General features: G+C 41.5%; 14 protein-coding genes and 1 pseudogene. 5 read left to right on the plus strand and 10 right to left on the minus strand.

All coding sequences use genetic code 11. The features are described from left to right. Positions 1 to 94: 94 nt before the first annotated feature. From eutC to PGX00_RS19245, 5 genes are all read right to left on the minus strand, one after another. Positions 95 to 970, minus strand: a complete 876-nt coding sequence (gene eutC, locus PGX00_RS19225) for an ethanolamine ammonia-lyase subunit EutC (RefSeq protein WP_272139588.1) — start codon at positions 968 to 970, stop codon at positions 95 to 97. Next, positions 970 to 2,373 carry an ethanolamine ammonia-lyase subunit EutB gene (locus PGX00_RS19230; RefSeq protein ID WP_272139590.1) on the minus strand — a complete coding sequence of 468 codons (1,404 nt, stop codon included), beginning with the start codon at positions 2,371 to 2,373 and terminating at the stop codon, positions 970 to 972. The genes eutC and PGX00_RS19230 overlap by 1 nt, the downstream gene beginning before the upstream one ends. 66 nt (positions 2,374 to 2,439) lie before the next feature. Then, entirely contained in the window at positions 2,440 to 3,480 is a 1,041-nt protein-coding gene (locus tag PGX00_RS19235) for a TRAP transporter substrate-binding protein (RefSeq protein WP_272139592.1), read from the minus strand. A gap of 86 nt (positions 3,481 to 3,566) precedes the next feature. Continuing rightward, positions 3,567 to 4,889, minus strand: coding sequence for a TRAP transporter large permease (locus PGX00_RS19240; protein WP_272139594.1), 1,323 nt, complete (start codon positions 4,887 to 4,889; stop codon positions 3,567 to 3,569). Next, positions 4,886 to 5,395, minus strand: a complete 510-nt coding sequence (locus PGX00_RS19245; RefSeq protein WP_272139596.1) for a TRAP transporter small permease subunit — start codon at positions 5,393 to 5,395, stop codon at positions 4,886 to 4,888. Before PGX00_RS19245 ends, PGX00_RS19240 begins: the two co-directional genes overlap by 4 nt. Positions 5,396 to 5,704: 309 nt before the next feature. Between PGX00_RS19245 and PGX00_RS19250 the strand changes: the two genes are divergently transcribed. Continuing rightward, positions 5,705 to 6,664, plus strand: a complete 960-nt coding sequence (locus PGX00_RS19250) for a helix-turn-helix domain-containing protein (RefSeq protein WP_272139599.1) — start codon at positions 5,705 to 5,707, stop codon at positions 6,662 to 6,664. Between the two features lie 90 nt (positions 6,665 to 6,754). On the opposite strand, the pseudogene PGX00_RS19255 reads toward PGX00_RS19250, so the two are convergent. Both PGX00_RS19255 and PGX00_RS19260 read right to left on the minus strand, forming a co-directional pair. Continuing rightward, a pseudogene (locus tag PGX00_RS19255) lies at positions 6,755 to 7,458 on the minus strand (DUF445 domain-containing protein). A gap of 151 nt (positions 7,459 to 7,609) precedes the next feature. After that, positions 7,610 to 9,454: an ABC transporter ATP-binding protein gene (locus tag PGX00_RS19260; RefSeq protein WP_272139601.1), complete on the minus strand. Its 1,845-nt coding sequence runs from the start codon at positions 9,452 to 9,454 to the stop codon at positions 7,610 to 7,612. Between the two features lie 409 nt (positions 9,455 to 9,863). Here PGX00_RS19260 and PGX00_RS19265 point away from each other — a divergent pair, with 409 nt between their 5' ends. Next, a complete protein-coding gene (locus PGX00_RS19265) occupies positions 9,864 to 10,832 on the plus strand; it encodes an arginine deiminase-related protein (RefSeq protein ID WP_272140921.1) in 969 nt (322 codons plus the stop codon). Between the two features lie 77 nt (positions 10,833 to 10,909). On the opposite strand, the gene glgX is transcribed toward PGX00_RS19265, so the two are convergent. Further along, positions 10,910 to 12,871, minus strand: a complete 1,962-nt coding sequence (gene glgX / locus PGX00_RS19270; protein WP_272139603.1) for a glycogen debranching protein GlgX — start codon at positions 12,869 to 12,871, stop codon at positions 10,910 to 10,912. A gap of 475 nt (positions 12,872 to 13,346) precedes the next feature. On the opposite strand from glgX, the gene PGX00_RS19275 reads away from it, so the two are divergent. After that, positions 13,347 to 14,684: a carbohydrate porin gene (locus PGX00_RS19275; RefSeq protein WP_272139605.1), complete on the plus strand. Its 1,338-nt coding sequence runs from the start codon at positions 13,347 to 13,349 to the stop codon at positions 14,682 to 14,684. A 73-nt stretch (positions 14,685 to 14,757) separates the two neighbouring features. Next, the gene (locus PGX00_RS19280; RefSeq protein WP_272139607.1) at positions 14,758 to 15,582 is read left to right on the plus strand and encodes a MalM family protein; all 825 of its coding nucleotides are present in this window, start codon (positions 14,758 to 14,760) and stop codon (positions 15,580 to 15,582) included. Positions 15,583 to 15,651: 69 nt separating this feature from the next. Here PGX00_RS19280 and PGX00_RS19285 read toward each other — a convergent pair whose 3' ends face one another. Next, positions 15,652 to 16,623 carry a tyrosine-protein phosphatase gene (locus tag PGX00_RS19285; RefSeq protein WP_272139609.1) on the minus strand — a complete coding sequence of 324 codons (972 nt, stop codon included), beginning with the start codon at positions 16,621 to 16,623 and terminating at the stop codon, positions 15,652 to 15,654. 145 nt (positions 16,624 to 16,768) lie between these two features. Next, complete coding sequence (locus PGX00_RS19290) at positions 16,769 to 18,574, minus strand: alpha-amylase family protein (protein ID WP_272139611.1); 1,806 nt, start codon at positions 18,572 to 18,574, stop codon at positions 16,769 to 16,771. Positions 18,575 to 19,014: 440 nt separating this feature from the next. Between PGX00_RS19290 and PGX00_RS19295 the strand changes: the two genes are divergently transcribed. Beyond that, entirely contained in the window at positions 19,015 to 20,142 is a 1,128-nt protein-coding gene (locus PGX00_RS19295; protein ID WP_272139614.1) for a tetratricopeptide repeat protein, read from the plus strand. Positions 20,143 to 20,150: the final 8 nt, after the last annotated feature.

Here is a 20,150-nt window from a genome sequence, read left to right on the forward strand (position 1 = left end):
GAATATTGACGAATGTAAATAGTAACGCCCTTTAACCTTATCCAAATTAGAACTGCTAGTTAAAAGCTGGGAGGCACTTTGGGACGAATTAATCCTATGGTGAGATAAGAAAGTGGCTTGTGGTGGTTGATGATTCCAGTGCATCATTATCTTCATTGTCAGATGAACGATCTTTTAGTTTAATACCGGATATCTGACGTCTGATGGACTCACTAAGAAGATAAAACGCTTTGTTGCTTGCTTCATCATAACCGAGACCTTCAGGGCGTATATTGGAGATACAATTTCGGCTAGACTCCTTTGCGCCGCGCTTCGGCGCCCAAGTCATGTAAATACCCATGCTGTCGGGGGATGTCAGCCCTGGCCTTTCACCAATGAGTATCATGGTGATTTTCGCATTTAGGCACTCACCCACATCGTCACCTATAGCCACTCTACCTTGAGACACAATGGTCAGCGGCGCGAGAGACCAGTTATTTTTAGGATCTGTTCCCAGCTTTTCAACCAATCTATCCAGCAGCGGAACTGCGTGATTTTGAATTGCAGTGGAGGAAAGTCCATCAGCCACTACTATCGCTAAATCATATTTTGCGTCAACTTCTGAACGTTGTTCCAACAGTTGTTGCCAAGAAGCATCACTCAATTGACGTCCAAGGTCTGGTCTTTGTAGGTACTCCATCCTGTCTCTTGCTTTGCTATCGAGCACAATAGGATTCATTGGTGTCGCATTATATAGTGGTTGTGACGTGCTAAGATGTTCAAGCAATGCTTTAACATCCAGTGCTTTGTGCACGGCATCTATCGCTCTTGCATGATCGAGTTGGAAGGCTAACAGTTCATTAGTCGGTATACTGTTCCCAACCCGACCCAGTCCGATACGCGCAGAGGTAAATTGTTTTAAGCTCTGCCACGGGTTCTTGATTATCAGTCGATCGCTATTAGAGGTGTTTTTTTCAGAAAGCTTGCTCATTAGCCCTCCTGTTGTAGTAAAGATAGTGATTTACTAAAGGGTTTAGCAAGGCTTTTGTTTAGCTGTACTTGCCCTACATCTTTGAATATTTCCATTTTTGTAAGCCAGTTTTCAAATTCTGGTGCGGGCTTAAGGCCGAGTACTTTGCGTGCATACAAGGCATCGTGGAATGAAGTCGTTTGATAATTAAGCATAATATCGTCTGAACCGGGAATGCCCATGATGAATGAACAGCCGGCCACACCCAGTAAGGTTAAGAGGTTATCCATATCATTTTGGTCGGCATAGGCGTGATTGGTGTAACAGATATCACACCCCATCGGTAGTCCGAGTAGCTTACCGCAAAAGTGATCTTCTAGGCCGGCGCGAATAATTTGCTTCCCATCAAATAGGTATTCAGGCCCTATAAATCCTACTACAGTGTTCACAAGTAAGGGATCAAAGTGACGGGCGACAGCGTAAGCTCTCGCCTCACAAGTTTGTTGATCGACTCCGAAATAGGCGTTAGAAGAAAGTGCTGTTCCTTGTCCTGTTTCAAAATACATCACATTGTTGCCTACCGTTCCCCGGTTGAGAGAGAGTGCAGCCTCCTGTGCCTCTTTCAATACATTTAGGTTTACGCCAAACGTCTCGTTGGTACCTTGAGTTCCACCTATAGATTGAAAAACCAGATCAACTGGAGCACCTTTCTCTATTGCTTCAATGGTGTTGGTGACATGAGTTAGTACACAAGACTGAGTTGGGATCTGATAGTGATGAATAACCTCGTCAATAAGAGACAATAGTTTGATGGTTTGAGTGACATTATCTGTTGCGGGGTTAATACCTATTACAGCGTCGCCGCTGCCGTACATTAAGCCATCGAAAATGGTCGCCGCAATACCATCTAATGAATCGGTGGGGTGATTAGGTTGCAAACGTGTGGATAGTCGATTTTTTAATCCAATAGTATTACGAAATGCAGTGACTACACGGCATTTTTTTGCAACTAATATGAGGTCTTGATTGCGCATGATCTTACTGACAGCTGCGACCATTTCGGGTGTTAAACCGGGGCGAATTTTCGCCAATGTTTCCCCATCGGTATCTGCATTTAGTAGCCAGTTTCTAAAGTCACCTACGGTCATATGAGAAATCGGATCAAATGCAGTGGTATCGTGACTATCGATGATCAGTCGTGTTATCTCATCGGACTCGTAGGGAATAACAGCTTCGTTGAGGAAGGTTTTAAGCGGCAGATCCGCTAGAGTCATTTGAGCGATTACTCTCTGTTCCGCTGTGTCGGCACTTACTCCTGCTAACGCATCGCCAGATCGTGCTGGTGTTGCTTTTGCCATCACTTCTGCAAGTGAATTGAAGATGTATACCCTGTCTCCCTGCTGCCAGCGATATGTAGCGGTCATAGCTTTCCCTTTGGTCATTTATTCAGATAAGAACAACAGCGGCTATAGCCGCTGTTGTTTATCGCCTTAGCTGTAACGGTATGGTCTGCCTGCTTTTTCCATATCTGAGTTATACTTTTTGAATATCTCGACAATCTTCGCTTTCGTTGGAGATTCTTTTGCTATTTCATCCCAGAATTTGTGTGCTTCCGCTTCAACGGTCGCCCACTCCGCATCAGGAATGGAGGTTAGTTTCATATCACTTCCTTCAACGCGTAGTTTCGCTTCACCACCCCAGTACCACCATTGACGATAGTAGTGGGAGCTGTCCATACAGAGTGCAAGTAGATCTTTAAGATGATCTGGAAGCTCGTTGTATCGGTCCATATTGGCAAAGAAAGAACCGATCCACGCACCTGAAATGTTGTTGGTAAGGAAGTAGTTTGTCACTTTCGACCAACCAACCGTATAGTCTTCCGTGATGCCTGACCAAGCAATACCATCTAGTTCACCAGTCTGTAGGGCAACTTCAACATCTTCCCAAGGGATAGAAACAGGAACTACACCAAACTTAGCTAAGAAACGGCCTGCTGTCGGGAACGTGAATACTTTTAAGCCTTTTAGATCTTCGAGGCTATTAATCGGCTCTTTTGTCGCAAAATGACATGGATCCCATGCACCGGAAGAGATGTGTTTAACACCGACTTTAGCGTATTCTTCTTTCCAAATTTCATCCAAACCATACTGGTTGAACAGAACGGGCACGTCTAACGAGTAGCGACTACCAAATGGAAAATATCCACCAAATGTAGTTACTTCTGTAGGGGATGCCATAGAGTCATCATCCGATTGAACCGCATCGATTATGCCCTTTTGCATAGCACGAAACAGTTCTCCTGTTGGTACAAGTTGATCGGCAAAGTAAAGTTCTATCTGCATTTCTTCACCAGCAATGCGATTGAACATTTCGATAGCGGGCTTAACCACATGCTCTGCTAATGCGGGTCCTGCGTAGGTTTGCATACGCCACTTTATCTTAGGGCTAGCAGCAAATGTTTTTGCTGGAGCCAGCATAGTACCTGCGGCGAGTGCGGCAGCGCCAGTTAAAAAATTACGTCTTGAGTTCATTGTTATCCCTCCAATGGATTACTTGCGGACGGACCTTTGTCCGCCTTAAAATTTGTCATTTATTAACTATGAAAAGAGGAGAATTCCTACTTTCCATAAACATATTCTGGTAGCCACATAGCTAGGTTTGGAAAAACCATAATTAAGATGAGTGAAAACACCATAATGGCAACAAAGGGGCCGACTGAGCCGTAGATGTCACGTAATGTGATTTCCGGTGGTGCCATGGCACGCATTAGAAATAGGTTGTAACCGAATGGCGGTGTCATATAGGCGATCTGGGAGGTGATAGTGTAAAGAACACCGTACCAAATAAGATCAAAGCCAAGTGCGTGTACAAGTGGTACATAAAGAGGAGCGACAATCACTAGCATCGCAGTATCATCAAGGAAGGTTCCCATGATGAGAAAGGATAGCTGCATTAGAATCAGTATTGCCCAGGGGCTAAGTCCCAGTTGCTCGGTAAACAGATGTTCTATTGCCTTTACTGCGCCTAATCCATCAAAGATGGCACCAAAACCTAATGCAGCAAGGATGATCCACATAAACATACAAGAAATAGCCAGAGTGCTGCGTACAGAGTTCTCGAACACAACTTTTGTCATTCGTTTTTTGAGGATAGCGGCTAACAGTGCCGCCATAGCTCCAATCGCTGAACTTTCGACCAGACTGGTCCAGCCATTAACAAATGGAATCATCATCACTGCGAAGATACCAAGTGGTAGCGCTCCTGCACCTAGTAGGCGCAGTTTTTCTGCCATCGGCACATTGCGTTCTTCTTCGCTAAGGGTCGGGCCTAAACTTGGGTTGATACGGCAGCGAACGGCGATATAAACAATAAATAGCACAGCCATCACTAAACCAGGAATGATACCGGCCAACCAAAGTTGCCCTACAGGCTGGCGAGCAATCATGGCATACAAAACTAAGACTACCGAAGGGGGGACTAGTATGCCAAGTGAGGAGCCAGCTTGAATGACCCCAGTAACCATTTTCTTATCGTAATTTCGCTTAAGTAATTCAGGAAGTGCAATGGTTGCACCTATCGCCATACCTGCTACAGAAAGGCCATTCATCGCTGAAACGAGCACCATAAGTCCGATGGTTCCAATAGCCAACCCTCCAGGCATTGGCCCCATCCAGACGTGGAACATTTTGTATAAATCATCGGCGATTTTGGATTCCGAAAGGATATAGCCCATAAAAATAAACATGGGTAGTGTGAGCATTGGATACCAATTCATTAGCTTCATGGCTGAAGTAAAGGGTATCTCTATACCGCCGGTACCCCAAAGCATAATAGCAGCGATGGATGCGACGGCCCCTATAGCAGCAAATACTCGTTGACCTGTTGCCATTAGCAACATCATTAACGAGAACATCATTGTTGCGATCATGCCATAACTCATTTGATTTCTACTCCGCGAATAATTGCAATATCTTTAATAAACTGTGAGATGGCCTGTAGGATCATCATAAAAAATCCTACGCACATAATTGCTTTAATAGGCCACAATAGTGGGCGCCACGCAGAGCTACTGCGCTGGCTATATTCTAATGAATATAGTGTGCTTTCTAGCCCCCCATAGAGCAGCACAATTAAGTAAAATAGAAGGAAAAAGACGGTAAATGCATCCACCCAAGCGCGCTGTTTTACCGACCATTCACCATAAAAGAGGTCCATCCGCACATTGGCATTTAACTGGATGGCATATGCACCACCGAGAATATAGTAAGTGACCATCATGAACTGGGCGGATTCTAGAGTCCAAAGTGATGGCATAAAAAAGGTTTTTGAGATAGAGGACCACATAAGTACTCCAATCATCAGGAATATTCCATACGTCATAAATCGGCCGATACAACGATTGAATAAATCGACATATTTTACGTAGGCAACAATGAAACCGGGCATTACATTTCCTTATCTCTGAACTGTCTTAAGGCGTATGGTTTCTCACAAGAACAAAGCTTGTCAGAGGGGGTAAAGCTAATCACAGCGTTACCGTTGCCATAAAACGACTTTAGTTAACTTGAAAAGCAAAACGTTTTACTTGGTTCGGTTTTTGCTCTTTCTAAGTTTAAATTCTCTTTGTTTTAGAAATGCGATATCTGTTCCTAACCTATATCAAAAATCGGCAAAGATAGAAATTTTATATAAAACAATAATATAAGTAAGGTCATGCCCTGTATTGGTACATTCGCCGAGACAAGGATAAGAGATATGGAGAAACATACATTAACTAGTAACGATCCATTGTTGTGCACGCTTCACTCTAGTGATGCAAATCATCAAGCGGCAAACCTGATTAATTGGCAGCAAGAGTATGACCAATTAGGTCAGGGGCGTTTTCTCGGCGTGATCAATGAAATTAATTTCCCGCATATGCATGTGTTTCGTGAAGATACAAACCGAGGGTTAAGGCAGCAGTGCCGAGTAGAGCAAGGGGGATTATGGCTGGGGTTTAGCGCAAACAACAAAAGCTGTCGCATTAATAATAAACAGGCGACCAACAATCAATTCTTATGCCGTCCCGGTAGTAAAGATTTTGAGTTACTCACTCCCGACGAGTTTTCTATCTTTGGCTTGGTGTTGCATAAAAGTTTGTTTACACAGGGTACAGACCAACATGAACAAATACTCATTAACCAGACCTGTGATGATCTTTGGCTAGAGAATATTTCACCAAGAACACTTATGATGTTCAGAGAATATCTTTCGCTACTGTTGCAACCTGAAGGTAATCGTTGGAGCAGTGATACCCAAGAGGTTATCCTTAAAGATGCTGTGTTGGATCTTTTTAGTCAGGCGCAACCAGTATCACCGGTACATCAGGTAGCTTCTCATCAACGCCAGCACATTATGAAACGAGTTAGAAGTTATCTAACCGAGTCACGCTTGAAATCTCCGGTGACTATAAGCGAGATATGTGACGCCGTGCATGTAAGTCGACGTACGCTGCAGTATACGTTTACCCAGTGTTGCGATATGTCTCCCAAGCAGTACATTCAGATTACTCGGCTTAACCAGGTTAGGCGTGCGCTTTTAAATGATACAGACAATCAAACGATTGCCGATATCGCATTTGACCATGGTTTTTTTCATTTGGGTCAGTTTAGTCAAGACTATAAACGCTTGTTTGGTGAAAAACCCAACCAGACGCGACAGAGTGAAAATGAGTAACTAACATCTAATAACTAAAGCCCCGACAACAAGTCGTTGCCGGGGCTTACTATGTAATATTTTAAGTGTGATATTAATGTAGAAAGGAATCTAAGCGATAAACGAGGAGATGATTCCAATAAGACCACCAAATACGCCCCCCAGACAACCAGCCACCCTAAATGTTGTTTGATCATATCTTGAACCATCTGTTTCACTAGCTTTGGTGTGAGTTCGTTTAAGCGTTGATCGATTATATTTTCTATATTTTCTTGGATCTCCGCCATCATCTTAGGTTGCTCAAATTGGTCTTTGAGTGCCTTTTTAACCCCATCGCTTTGGCTTATGTCTATTATTGATTGTTGCATTTTTTCTACAAAGGGTTGCTTAAGTGGCATAAGTGCTTCAGTGCCACCAACCATCGCAAGCATGCCACCGAATGATGAGTTAGCAATCACCTCTACCAACGATTCAAAGGTGGGCTCGAAGTCAATGCTATTGAGTACGGGTTCTAAATCAAGCTTATTTCCACCAGCAATTTCTTGTGTTAGAAAGCGATCAATATTTTCGTTCGTAAAAAATTGCTCCATCATCAAGCCTTTTATCGCAACCTTAAACTCTTCAAATCGAGCGGGAATAACACCGGAACCATAGAGCCCAGGGATTTTTTCGAACAGCATGTGTACCGCTAACCAGTTAGTGATTGCGCCAGAGAAAGCAAAAAGACCAGCGTACAGTAATACTTGATTATTAAGCTGGTAGCCGGCAGCGAGAAGACTTAATGCAATAATGTTGGTGATAAGGCTTTTATTCATGTTGTGCTCAAGAATGTGATGTTCAAATTAGGATTGAGCGAGATTTTAGAGAGTAAAGGAATAGATGTGAAGTGATTTAATTGCTGATATTTCTATCTGTAGTTTAATAGCGACCACTAAGGTCGCTATTAAACTAAGCAACTAATCTGGTTTAATTATCATTGTCTTCGTCACCAATAAAACCGCCAGTTTGATGCGCCCAAAGTTGAGCATAGATACCACTCCCTTGAATTAACTCTTGATGTGTACCTTGTTCTACTATTTGACCTTTATCCAATACGATTAATCTATCCATCGCAGCGATGGTTGACAGGCGGTGAGCGATAGCGATAACGGTCTTACCTTGCATCAGTTCTATCAAGCTTTCCTGAATCGCTGCTTCTACTTCTGAGTCTAATGCTGAAGTGGCTTCATCTAAAATCAGCAGTGGTGCATCTTTTAGCAGTACTCTTGAAATAGCGACACGTTGGCGTTGTCCACCGGAAAGTTTAACGCCTCGTTCACCTACTTGAGCGTCATATCCGCTGTTTCCATGTGGGTCTGTTAAGGTATCAATAAATTCATGGGCCTGAGCCTGAACAGTGGCTTTTAGCATCTCTTCTTCGCTCGCATCTGGTTTGCCATAGAGGATATTTTCACGAATAGAACGATGTAGAAGAGAGGTATCTTGAGTCACCATTCCAATATTGGCACGCAGTGAATCTTGGGTGACGTCTGATATTACTTGTCCATCAATCTTAATCTGGCCACTTTCTACGTCGTGAAAGCGCAATAATAGATTAACGAGCGTTGATTTGCCCGCACCGGAGCGACCTACTAACCCAACTTTTTCACCTGGTTTAATATTCAGATTCAAGTGGCTGATGACTCCTTTATCTTTTTCACCATAGTGGAAGCTTACGTTATTGAATTCGATGCGGCCTTTTTTGACAGCTAGAGGCTTAGCGCCTTCTTTATCTGTTATATCAATGGGTTTTGAAAGAGTGGAGATTCCATCTACCACGGTACCCATGTTTTCAAATAACGCACCAACTTCCCACATGATCCACATAGACATGCCATTAATTCGCAATGCCAAACTGATAGCAATTGCGATAGCTCCGATGGTAATAGCGCTTTCCATCCAAAGGAAAATAGAAATAGCAGCGATAGAGAAGACTAAGAAATAGTTGGCTATCTCTACACTGATGTTGAAGCCAGTGACTAAACGCATTTGTCGATAGACGGTATCTAAGAAGCCATCCATACCTTCTTCGGCATATTTGGTCTCTCTTTTACTGTGAGAAAAGAGTTTAACGGTTGCAATATTTGTGTAGCTGTCGACGATTCGTCCTGTCATGGTTGACCGAGCATCGGCTTGCTCGGAAGCAACAGATTTCAATTTGGGAACAAAATAAATTTGTATGCCTATGTACGCGGCTAACCAGACCAACATCGGAAGCATTAAGCGCCAGTCAGCCTGAGCCAGCATCACGACAATTGAAGTGAAGTAGACAATGACATAAACGAAAACATCGGCGGTTTTCATTACCGTCTCACGCACAGCGAGGGAAGTTTGCATTACTTTAGTCGCTACACGGCCTGCGAAATCATCTTGATAAAAGGAGAGGCTTTGCTTCAATAAATACCGATGGGCCATCCAACGAATTGACATCGGATAGTTGCCTAATAAGCTTTGATGAATAAGGAGAGAATAGATGGTAACAAGTATCGGCATTACGAGAAGTAATACGAGGCCAACAACCCAAAGTACACCGCTATTTTCGTCAAGAAAAGTCTCGGGGTTACTGCTTGAAAGCAAATCAACAAGGCGACCCATAAAACCAAAGAGTGAGACTTCAATAATTGCGACAATGGTGCTTAGAGATGCCATTAATAGCAGTGGTATTTCAAAACCACGGGTATAGTGCCGGCAAAAAGCAAAAACTGTCTTTGGTGGTTGTGTTGGCTCTTCGTTTGGGAAGGCTTTAGTTAGGCCTTCAAAAAACTTGTACATTCGATCGTCCTTATCCCATCTTGTTATTGTTTTGTCTACGATAAAGAGAATAGATAGTAGAAAAATAGATGGGTTTCTATTTCATCACACACTAACCTAAAGAATAAAAAAAGAACACGATTTTTAAAGTCCGGTTTAAAAAAGCATATTCGAGTAGCAAATATGCTTACCTATAAGCATTGTTTACGCAACTCAGTTATCCCATTGAACTTAGGAACACTGCAAATGAATAAATATGCGTTGGTAGAATACTGCTAGAGTACGGTATATACCCGTTAATAACGGAAATTTTTGTTATTTGCAGTAAAATCACATAGTTTCGCTGTGTAAAAAGGCCCTATTTCAGTTAATTGAGATTTAACATACTACTTACAATCTAATGAACGAATATTAGATGGATAATTATGAAATGAACTCAACTCAATCAAAGGAATGCTTGCAAGGTGTCCGTTCACTTCAAAATGCGAATTGTGTGGTAATGGTGCCACCGAAAGAGTTTCGTTATAACGCCGAAACCGCACAAGATAATGAGTTTCAACATAAGGTTGAATTAAGTGAGCAACAGGTTCGTGATAATGCGATGGCTGAGTTTAAATCTATGGTCGTCAGTCTGCGTGAAGAAGGGGTTCAGGTTGTTGAATTTGACTACCCCGTATCCGAAAAAGAGACTCCAGACGCTGTTTTTCCAAATAATTGGTTTAGCACGACGCCAACAGGCGAATTATTTGTTTTTCCTATGGCGTGTCAAAATCGTCAATTAGAGGTTCGTCCAGAAGCCTTGGTTAAATCACTATCGAATTCAGGACGCAAAGTCACTTCGAATTCGTCTTTGGTTTCGTTTGTTGAGAACGATGCTTATTTAGAAAGTACGGGTGTGATGGTTATGGATCATGTCAATCGTATAATCTACGCCGCATTATCTCATCGTTGTGATAGAGAAGTTTTAGAAGAGTATGCACAAAGAGTCGGTTATGAGCGTGTCATTTCATTTCAAACTGGATTACCTTCTGGTCAACCGATTTATCACACCAATGTGATGATGGCTGTTGGGGAATCATTTTGTGTCATTTGTGATGAACTTATCCCTGAATTTGAGCGCCGATTTGTACTTAAATCGTTAGCAAAAGACAAACAAGTCATCTCAATTTCATTAGAACAGATGAACCAATTTTGTGGCAATATTCTTCAATTGGAAAATGCCAATGGAGATAAACTCATTGCTATGTCATTGTCGGCATTTAATGCCTTTACTACAGTCCAAAAAAGCCAGTTATCGACTCACGGTAAATTACTTCCTTTTGATGTATCGACAATCGAGAATATTGGTGGGGGTAGCGTTCGTTGCATGTTGGGCGAAGTGTTTTTGCCTAGAGGATAAAACAGAAAAGGCTAGGTGAGTTCACTTAGCCTTTAAAATTATTTATTATCAAATGGTTATATGTAATTGATAGCAGGTTACTTTGCAGTTGAGTGTAGTATAGCCAGCGACATTGGGGCCATTAATACATCATTGTTTACCTTACTGTGCACCACTTTATCCATACTTGTATCGCAAATAGTAAACCAGTTTTGGTCGTAATTATTTGGTAGTTTAAAACGAGCCGGTGCGGTTGATTGGTTGATTAGGTATATCAGTTCATCACCATCTTGTTCAATACCAAGGTGCAGAGCTACAGAATTTAGGCTATTCCAGTCATCATGCTCCATATGTTCTCCGTCAGCTCTGCGCCAACCGACTCGGTTTTGGTTACGCTGTTCACCACTAAACGCCCTGACGAAAGGAACCATATATTGTTGGCGTGCCGCTAACATATCGCTGATCCATTCTTTAAATAAGTCGATGCGATTACATGAACGCCAGTTAATCCAACTCAGCGGGCTATCTTGGCAATAGGCATTATTATTACCATTTTGAGAATGAGATAGTACATCTGCCGTCATAATATGAGGGATACCAAAAGCAAATAACAGGCTAGCGATAAAGTTGCGCTTTTGTTTTTCGCGCACCGCCTTGATCATCATGTTGTCTGTATCGCCTTCGACACCATAATTATCAGAACGGTTATCACCGTGTCCGTCATGGTTGTGCTCACCATTCGCATCGTTGTGCTTGTGTCTATATGAGACAAGATCTTGAAGCGTGAACCCGTCGTGGTAGGTAATATAGTTGATGGTTAACTTTTGAGGCCAACGACTTGCACTATAGAGATCTCTCGAACCCATAATCCGCGTTGCGAACTCTTTTAGATACCCCTCATCACCACGCCAAAAGCTACGAGTTATATCTCGAAACTTGTCATTACACTCATTCCAACCATCAGGGAACCCACCAACCTGATAACCGTTTGGACCAATGTCCCATGGTTCAGCAATGAGTTTTACATCTCTCAATACAGGGTCTTGTGCCACCGACTTAAAAAACGGTGAGTGGTAGTTAAAGCTGTCGCCATTTCTACCTAATGTTGCTGCTAAATCGAAGCGGAAGCCATCAACATGAAACTCTTCGACCCAGTATCTCATTGAATCCATAACCAGATTTAACATCGGCTGATGCATTAAATCTGTTGTGTTACCACAGCCAGTAAAGTTGGCATAGTGGGGACCATGTTTAATGTAGTTACGTGGATCTAGAGCTTTAAGATTAAAGACGACTCCGCCTTCTCCGCCTTCCGCGGTATGATTGTAAACAACATCAAGAATAACCTCGATACCATTACGGTGTAATTCGCGGATAGCTGTTTTTAGTTCTATTACTGCATCGTCATTTGCATATCTAGGATCTGGAACCATAAATAAGTAGGGGTTGTAGCCCCAATAGTTCACTTTTCCCATATTAAGCAGGTGTTCTTCATGCATGCAGGCAGCAACAGGCAGAAGTTGAAGTGTGGTGATATTCTGTTTTTTATAGAAATCCAGCATTGAGCGACTAGACAAACCTAAATACCGACCTCGTTTTGAATCGTTTAGGTCTTGGTTTAGCTTTGATACACCCTTTACGTGAGTTTCAAATAATACGGTCTCTTCCCTTGGGATCCTAGGGGGCTTTATTCCTTGCCAGTCAAAAGCCGGGTCGATCACGACACATTTACTCATCCCCCAGCTTTTTTCGCTAGAATAAGGTGTTGCGTAATGCAATGGCTTATCTAGTGAGCGTGCATATGGGTCTGATAAAAGCAGGCTTTCTCCATCAAGTGTTGTAATGGCATAACCATATTTTTGACCAGCTTTCACTTCTGGAATGTAGATATGTCTAATACCTGCATACTCATTGATTAGCGGAAACAACTCATATTCATCATCGCTAGCAAATAAAGCTAAAGATATGTCAGGGCAGTTGGGAGCATGAATGGAAAAATTACATCCATTGCTATCTAGTGTTGCCCCTAATGGGTGAGGGCGGGAGCGAGTGTCTGTCATTATTAATTCTTTTTTTAGAAATTGTTAGCTTTTTGCGAACTTCGAGCTAAAAGGTCTGTCGAACAAATGTCGACGCCATCTATATATCAATAGTAAATTAATTCTATGTCTCAATAATACTTTAATTTTAAATTTTTTTTGTTTGCTAGTTAATAGCATACCTCTATTGAACTATGATGACATTAACACTTTGTGCAAAGGTTTGGCTCCTATTCAGCCTCTCCTACCCCCATATTTAGTGATCTAGCATACAAAATCATCTCTAATTCATTTTTCTACGCCTTTCTACTCCCCCGATATTTTTCCAAGGGTGGAGGAAGTCATCCTCTGCCTGCTTGCTTATTATCCCTATCGTTGAAACAAAACAGGGAGGCAACTCCCATAAAATTCTTTGTTATTGGTTTCTTTTGTTCTGCCTTTCAGAAGAGATTAAGGAAATATAAGAAACATAATTATTCGTTCAGGAGTTGACGAGATGAAAAAAGTAAGCGTAATTGCTACTGCAGTGGCAAGTGTATTATTTGCGGGATCTACTTTAGCTGAAGACAAAGTAACTGAAGGATGGACGGTAAATGGATATGGGCACCTTCTTTATAATGTAGGCCAGTCATTGGCGCTAGAAGAGTCGTACCACCATCGCCGTGATTACCGTGCAGCAGGCGCTGCATTCTCTGGTAACCCTACGCAAGTAGAATTTACCGTAACTAAAGGTAATAACTACGATAGCGGTGCTTGGTCTAAATATGTTCTAAAAACAGAATATGGTAACAATGAAGGTGGTAATGGACGCGGTTTTTACACATCTTCATCAGGTAACGAAGGTCACTTAGAATCTGGGCAACTAGAATTTAAAGAAGCTTATGTTGAATTAGGTGATCTTTCTTATTTCACTGAAGGTTTAAGCATGTGGGCTGGTCAGCGTTATTTGAACCGCCAAGCAGGCATCATCACAAAAGAATTCTGGAAACAATCCTCTGGTGTTGGTACTGGTATTCAATATAACAATGCAGGTGTTGCTCTTTTGTCCGCGGATCCGGGTGAAGGTAGCTGTACGACCCCTGATGGCGCAAATACAAGTTCTAAGCAATGTAATTTAGATGAAAACGGAGCTAGTACGACAGTCACTTCCGCTGACTTTTACTACTACGGTGTTGAAGCGCTTGCAGGTCGTTTTGATTTTGACCTTAAACTGATGCATCGTGAGAATGTGGATAAAGATTCAACTGCTGAAAGTGGTGTTGGTGTCGCAGTTACATATTCTCGTGACTACTATGGTCTAGACGGTTGGAGTACTACTGCATTAACTTATGGTCAAGGTGTAGCAGCTAACCGAGGCGTTAACTTTGGTCAGTGGAGCGGTAACTGGCAGAAAGACGATGAGTCCATCTTCTTTACTTCTTACGGTGTGGTAAATATTACTGATAATCTACAATTAGGTTCAGAAGTTACGTACTGGGATTTATCTAACTCAGAAACGAATTCGGTTTGGGGATCAGATGATGGATTGTCTCGTTTATTCTTAGGTGTTACACCATCGTATAAAGTGAATGAAAACTTCCGTATGGAAGCGGTGTTAACATACTCTGTAGAAAGTATTGGTAAAGCTGAAAACTGGGGCCGTGAAGACGCAGATACAAGTTTCTACTCGGCGACACTAGCACCAGTATTTACGGTAAATTCAGATTACTGGGGTCGTCCGCAACTTAAGCCTTACATAACATATATGTCTTCAAGTGATAGCGGTTATGAATGGTCTAAAGGTGGCAGCGACAGTGAAACTCGCGTTGGTATCGAAGCTGAGATTTGGTTCTAAGATTATTTGGACTTAATTACGTATAAAATAGGCAGCCTTAATAAGGTTGCCTAATTCAGTTTTTGGAGTTTGTATGAAAAGAACAGTATTAACTTTGTTATTCGGTAGCGTACTTTTTGGTTGTGCCTCGACTTCAGATGAAGTGAATAACGTAGAATTACCAACTATCAATGCAGAAGTGTGTTGTTCTAGCTATTCTGATTTTTCTTGGACTCAATTAAGTACAACAGAAGAAATAGAGTTTCAAATTGACAACTCGACACCTGTTTGGGAATTCCCTGAAGGTGCAAGCCATTTCGCTTCTTTCATATTTGCCGAGCAATCTAGAACGGTGGAAGTTACATTAAGCAGTAAAATGGTAGAAAAATCTGTATTAGCACCAAAAGTGGTCACCTTAGACTCTACTTTTAATGTCGTCGATGAGTATGACTTGGACGACTTCAAAATATTGTATTCTGATGCTTTTAGCCAAAATAGGTATGAAGCGACGATTTCTTTTGACGCAAGTAAAACCCCTTACTTAGTTGTATACACTCCTCAGGACCAGATTGGCAACGAAATTACGATTCCACATCCAGCTAAAGTAAGAGCGGTAAATAGTGGCGACCCATTACCTATTGTAACGGATTTGAAATATACACATGGCTATTTAGGCGAATTAGAAATAAAGCTTAAGACGATATCCTTAAATACAACCGTTAAAAGAGTTGAACCAAAAACGATATCTATCGTTAAACCTCAAGCAGAATCGGTTCTTTTCTATCAAAATGCCATAAAGAAGGCAGTTAATTTAGGAGATATCCCTAAAGCCTTAGCCTTACTCGAAGAAGCAAAAGCACTAAACATTGACGGTGCACAAGAAGCCTTTGTGAATGCGGTTAATGGTGTTAAGAAATAGTAATTTATTATAAATGATTAAGCAGTGACCACTGATATGTCACTGCTTAATAGCGTCAAGAAGCCCACTCTAAGCTAACTTCTGCTTCACCCTCTTAATCAGATTTTCATCGATACCAAGTTTTATAAGATATTCAGTAGTTGCCTGTTCGGCATCGTCAAAACAGCGAGTGCCTAGTGCATTTGTTAATGATTGAATGACCAAATTTGAGCTTCTATATTCGCCTATTCCTAATTGGTTCGTAAGGCTATAGTTTTCAACTATCTGCTCTTTTGAAGCGCCCAATAACATCTGAATGAAAGCACTCACTATGCCCGTTCTGTCAGAGCCCAAACGGCAATGTACTAAATATGGTGGTGAAGCCTCAGCGATAACGTTAATTAACTGCCTTATCCCATCTTCAAAGCCTAGTTCTCCATCTTTGAATGCCTGATTGCTTCCCGAAAGAAAGTAAGCCGTTTCATAGGATATGGGAATATACCTGATTTGGTTTCTCTGCATCATTTTTGTATAGATAGAGGGGGCCATATTCGCCGTTTTTGTAACGAGCTTTTCATGGTCATCAGACAGGTTAATAATGGTATTAATCCCTTTGTTTTGTATCAATGTTCTTACCGCTTTTTGCCTTTCAATTTCAATGTCACAAAGTCTAGGATCGTGAGAACGACTAGGGATCTGTGGATGGTAACTACGATAAACCTTTCTTTTCGATAGTTTACCCCCGTTGAGGCTGCGAAAGTTTGCCAACTCGGCCTCTGTTTTAAAGTCTGAAATCGATGATTTAATTTGAAAAGAAAGGCGGTTATCAGTGCTAATTTTTTCAATATGCTTAGGCCCAATATCTTCATGATGGATTAAATAATTAAACGACTGATTAAATTGATTGTTAAAGAAATAGCCGTCAGGGTAGCTATCATTAAATGGTAACGGCTGTTCTGTATCACTATTCCAGAAGTAATATTCTGGGTATCCAGAATTTGCAATGGTTAGCGTTTTTTCATGGCTGATTAGTAGGGAATGGATATTACCTTTCCTGTCCATTTTACATGACTTCTCAATTTTCCAATGAGTGAATGAACCTACCAGGAAGAGAGTGGTTGCGTCCGACTGAATAGAAAAGTAAAGGCCATGTTCTGTAAAAGTATAATGAATCATTAATTGAATGTTCTCGTGTGGTCACTAAGCGTCATAATTCAAAAGCATAAGCAGCAAGAGGCGGCAGATACAGCTCGACGCTACCAATACCTTTGTTCACTTTTAATTCAAGCGATAGTTGCTGTTCAATCTGTTCTTTGAAGGTGTGTGTCCCTTCCGGTAATGACAGCTGTTGTATCAAGAAGGCAGGTATAATGAGGGTTTCTTTACAGTGTAAATGCGGATTGAAATTTACCGCAACGAAGGTCGTATGTTTGTCTTTCTGTCTCGCGAATATAAATACATGGTCTTTCATAGATGCTAATTGTTCAGAAAGAGGGGAGTATAAATCAATATAATGCCCCATAAGAGCTGGACTGCTTATGGAGTAGTTGAGTACAGAACTATAAAAGGCTCGAAGGTTTTTCTCCGACTGATTTAGTAGAGCACCATCGAAAGCGCCATTATTCAACCAACGTTGATGATGGGGCACGCTAACGTAGTCAAAAATAGAGGTACGGGAAGGTTGCCCAAATCCTGCATTCTCGAGTGCGGGCTCTCCAACCTCTTGACCAAAATAGACCATAGTAGGAGAGCTACCTATGGTGGCAGAGAGTAACATTGCAGGACGAGCCAAATCAGCATTACCCGCAAATTCTGGTGAAGCGATACGTTGCTCGTCATGGTTTTCTAAAAAGTGCAGCATATGATGTTCTATATCAGCAAGCTCTTTTTGGACGCGAACTATAGAAGAAACGGACTCTTTGTTCTGAATGATCGCTTTTAGCGTGTCGTAGAGGTCGACCTTGTCATATAGATAGTCCATTTTACCTAGCTGAATAAAATCACGATATAGATCAGGTTGATATACTTCTGCCATCAAAAACGCGTCGGGGTTTTTTATCTTTATTGTTGAATTCAAATAGCTCCAGAATTCGACTGGCACCAACTCCGCTACGTCATATCGAAAGCCATCAACGCCTTTGTCTAACCAAAATAGGGCTATATCTCTAAACTTAATCCATGAATCCGGTAGGCTCTGATGTTGCCAGAACTCAATATGGGCTTGCACTCCTTCATTGCGGAGGTTTTCCGGTAATTCGGGAAAATCTTTGCTTCCATCTGGTCTTACACCGTAGTTGATTTTCACGGTTTCATACCAATCGTCTAGTTTTGGTTTTGCTTTGCGCGAGCCATTACCTGTCCACTTAGCTGGGTGTTCAAAATATGGGGTCGTTAACGTTGGATGCTCACTTCCACCTAGAGGTTGGAACGCTTCAGGAAAGTCAGGTAGCTCGAAAGACTGCTCTGGAATATAGTAGAAGTTGTTATTTCGGTGGTACTCAAGTTTTACATCGTCATCCGCACCAAAGTCGTTGGCGTGAATTGGATTATTAAGGCTTTTGTATTGGCGAGCAACATGATTTGGAACAATGTCGATAATTACTTTTAGCCCGGCGCGATGCGTTCGCTCTATCAAGGCCTCAAATTCTTCCATACGTTCTTCTGCATTATCAGCCAAATCGGGGTTAACCTGAAAATAGTCTTTTATTGCATATGGGGAGCCAGCTCGCCCTTTTACAATAGAGGGGTGGTCGTGCCCTACACCAATATCCGTGTAATCCCCAATAATTGCATGATGTAGCACACCGGTGTACCAAATATGAGTAACACCTAACTCTTTAATTTGTTGCAGTGCAAAGTCTGTAAAATCAGAAAACTTGCCGACGCCGTTTATTTCCTTTGTGCTCCATGGAATGTTGTTCTGTTCAGAATTGCCAAAAAGCCGAGTAAAAACATGATAAATCACTTTTTTATCTACATAGGCGGACATTTTTTGTGTATCAAGAGCGTTCATTTTTATTTGATGGTCCTTGTTATCTATTACTTATTTGACTAAAAAACTGACTTTATGCGGATTTGCTTAATACTATCTGTATATAAAATGAAAAAGGTGCTTTGGGTAGTGGTGTAGATAAATCTAACTAGGATCTGACAAGTAAGGCATAAAAGCGGTTCATAATACCATTAATGATGCTCCAATAGTGTAAACCGGATGTTCGTGTTTAACGGGTTGTGAGCCGAAACGAGGCTTAGATAATAACTAAACAAAGTTCTTGGTTTTGACACGAAAGCAGAGTGCTAGCCTATAGAAAAAGTTAGCAATAGTTTATAGTGTTTCTTTTGTTATTAAACGCATGATGTTTCCTAAATCAAACCAATCGTTCGTTTTGATAAGTTTTTAATAATCAATAACTACTCATGTTGCAAAAGGCTGCAAATTAATAAATGAATTTTATGACTATCGCCATTGGGGCCACAGGTGTATCACTTCTTTTTATTGTTGGCTGGATGGCTTCACTATCTGCTAAGAAGAAAAGACTCGCTGAAGAAAAAATCGAGCGCGAACGCATGTATCGGCGAGCGATTGAAAGACAGCGGCATGAAGAGAAAAAAGAACGCCTATTTAAGGCTGAAACAGGCCATATACCTACTCAACTTTATTTAGCTAAAGAGGCAGAGATCCAAAATCCTAGAGAAGCTCTTTATTGGTATGAGCAAGCTGCCGCACAAGAGAATGAAATGGGCATGTACGGTGTGGTTCGAGTATGTGGTCGTGCAAAAGAAGATATTGTCCTTATCGAAAAGTCCAAATTTTGGCAGACCGCAATAGAGGCCCATAACGGTAATGTCTTAGCCAAATTTGAGATGGGTAAAGCCTTGATTGGTGGTAAAGGAATTGAAGCCAATATAGAGAAGGGCATTGCCACAATCGAAGAAGTAGCGAATGGGGATCACATTGAAGCTCAGATCTACATGGGCGATTGGTACAATGCTGAAGCTAATTTACATCCTAACCCTAAATTATCTGCGGAGTGGCATTTTAAGGCGGCTCAGCAAGATAGTATAGAAGGACAGATAAAACTCGGTGAACATTATCGAGATGGTATTGGGGTTGAAAAAAATATCTTACGCGCGACTTATTGGTATGAGTTAGCAGCAGAGCAAGCCGATCCGAGAGCCCAGTATTTTGCTGGAGATATCTGGATTGGGAGAGGTTCAAAAGGTAACGCTATTGCGTACTTATGGTTGTATATTTCAGCGTATTTCGGATATGAAAAGGCAAAAGCGAGAAGGGATGATGTAGGTAATATTCTTGGTGTTGATGCGGTGGTAGGGCTTCAAGAAATGGCAAAACCTTTGCTGAGAAAGTTGGCAGATGGAGCAATTGAAAAGCATTCTATGATCAAAGCGCTAAATAAACTCTATAAGCGATCAACCTATTTTCCTGAAATAGATGGCAATGAATTTTTAGTATACGAGAAGAACAATGCTGAAACAGAAAACAAAGAAGCAGACGAGAAGCAAAACAAGGATTCAGGTGGAGGATTAGATTTTTCTATTTCACCGATTGATAAGCAATAAATGAATTT

The sequence above is a fragment of the Vibrio algarum genome (assembly GCF_028204155.1).
GTDB classification, from domain to species: Bacteria; Pseudomonadota; Gammaproteobacteria; order Enterobacterales; family Vibrionaceae; genus Vibrio; species Vibrio algarum.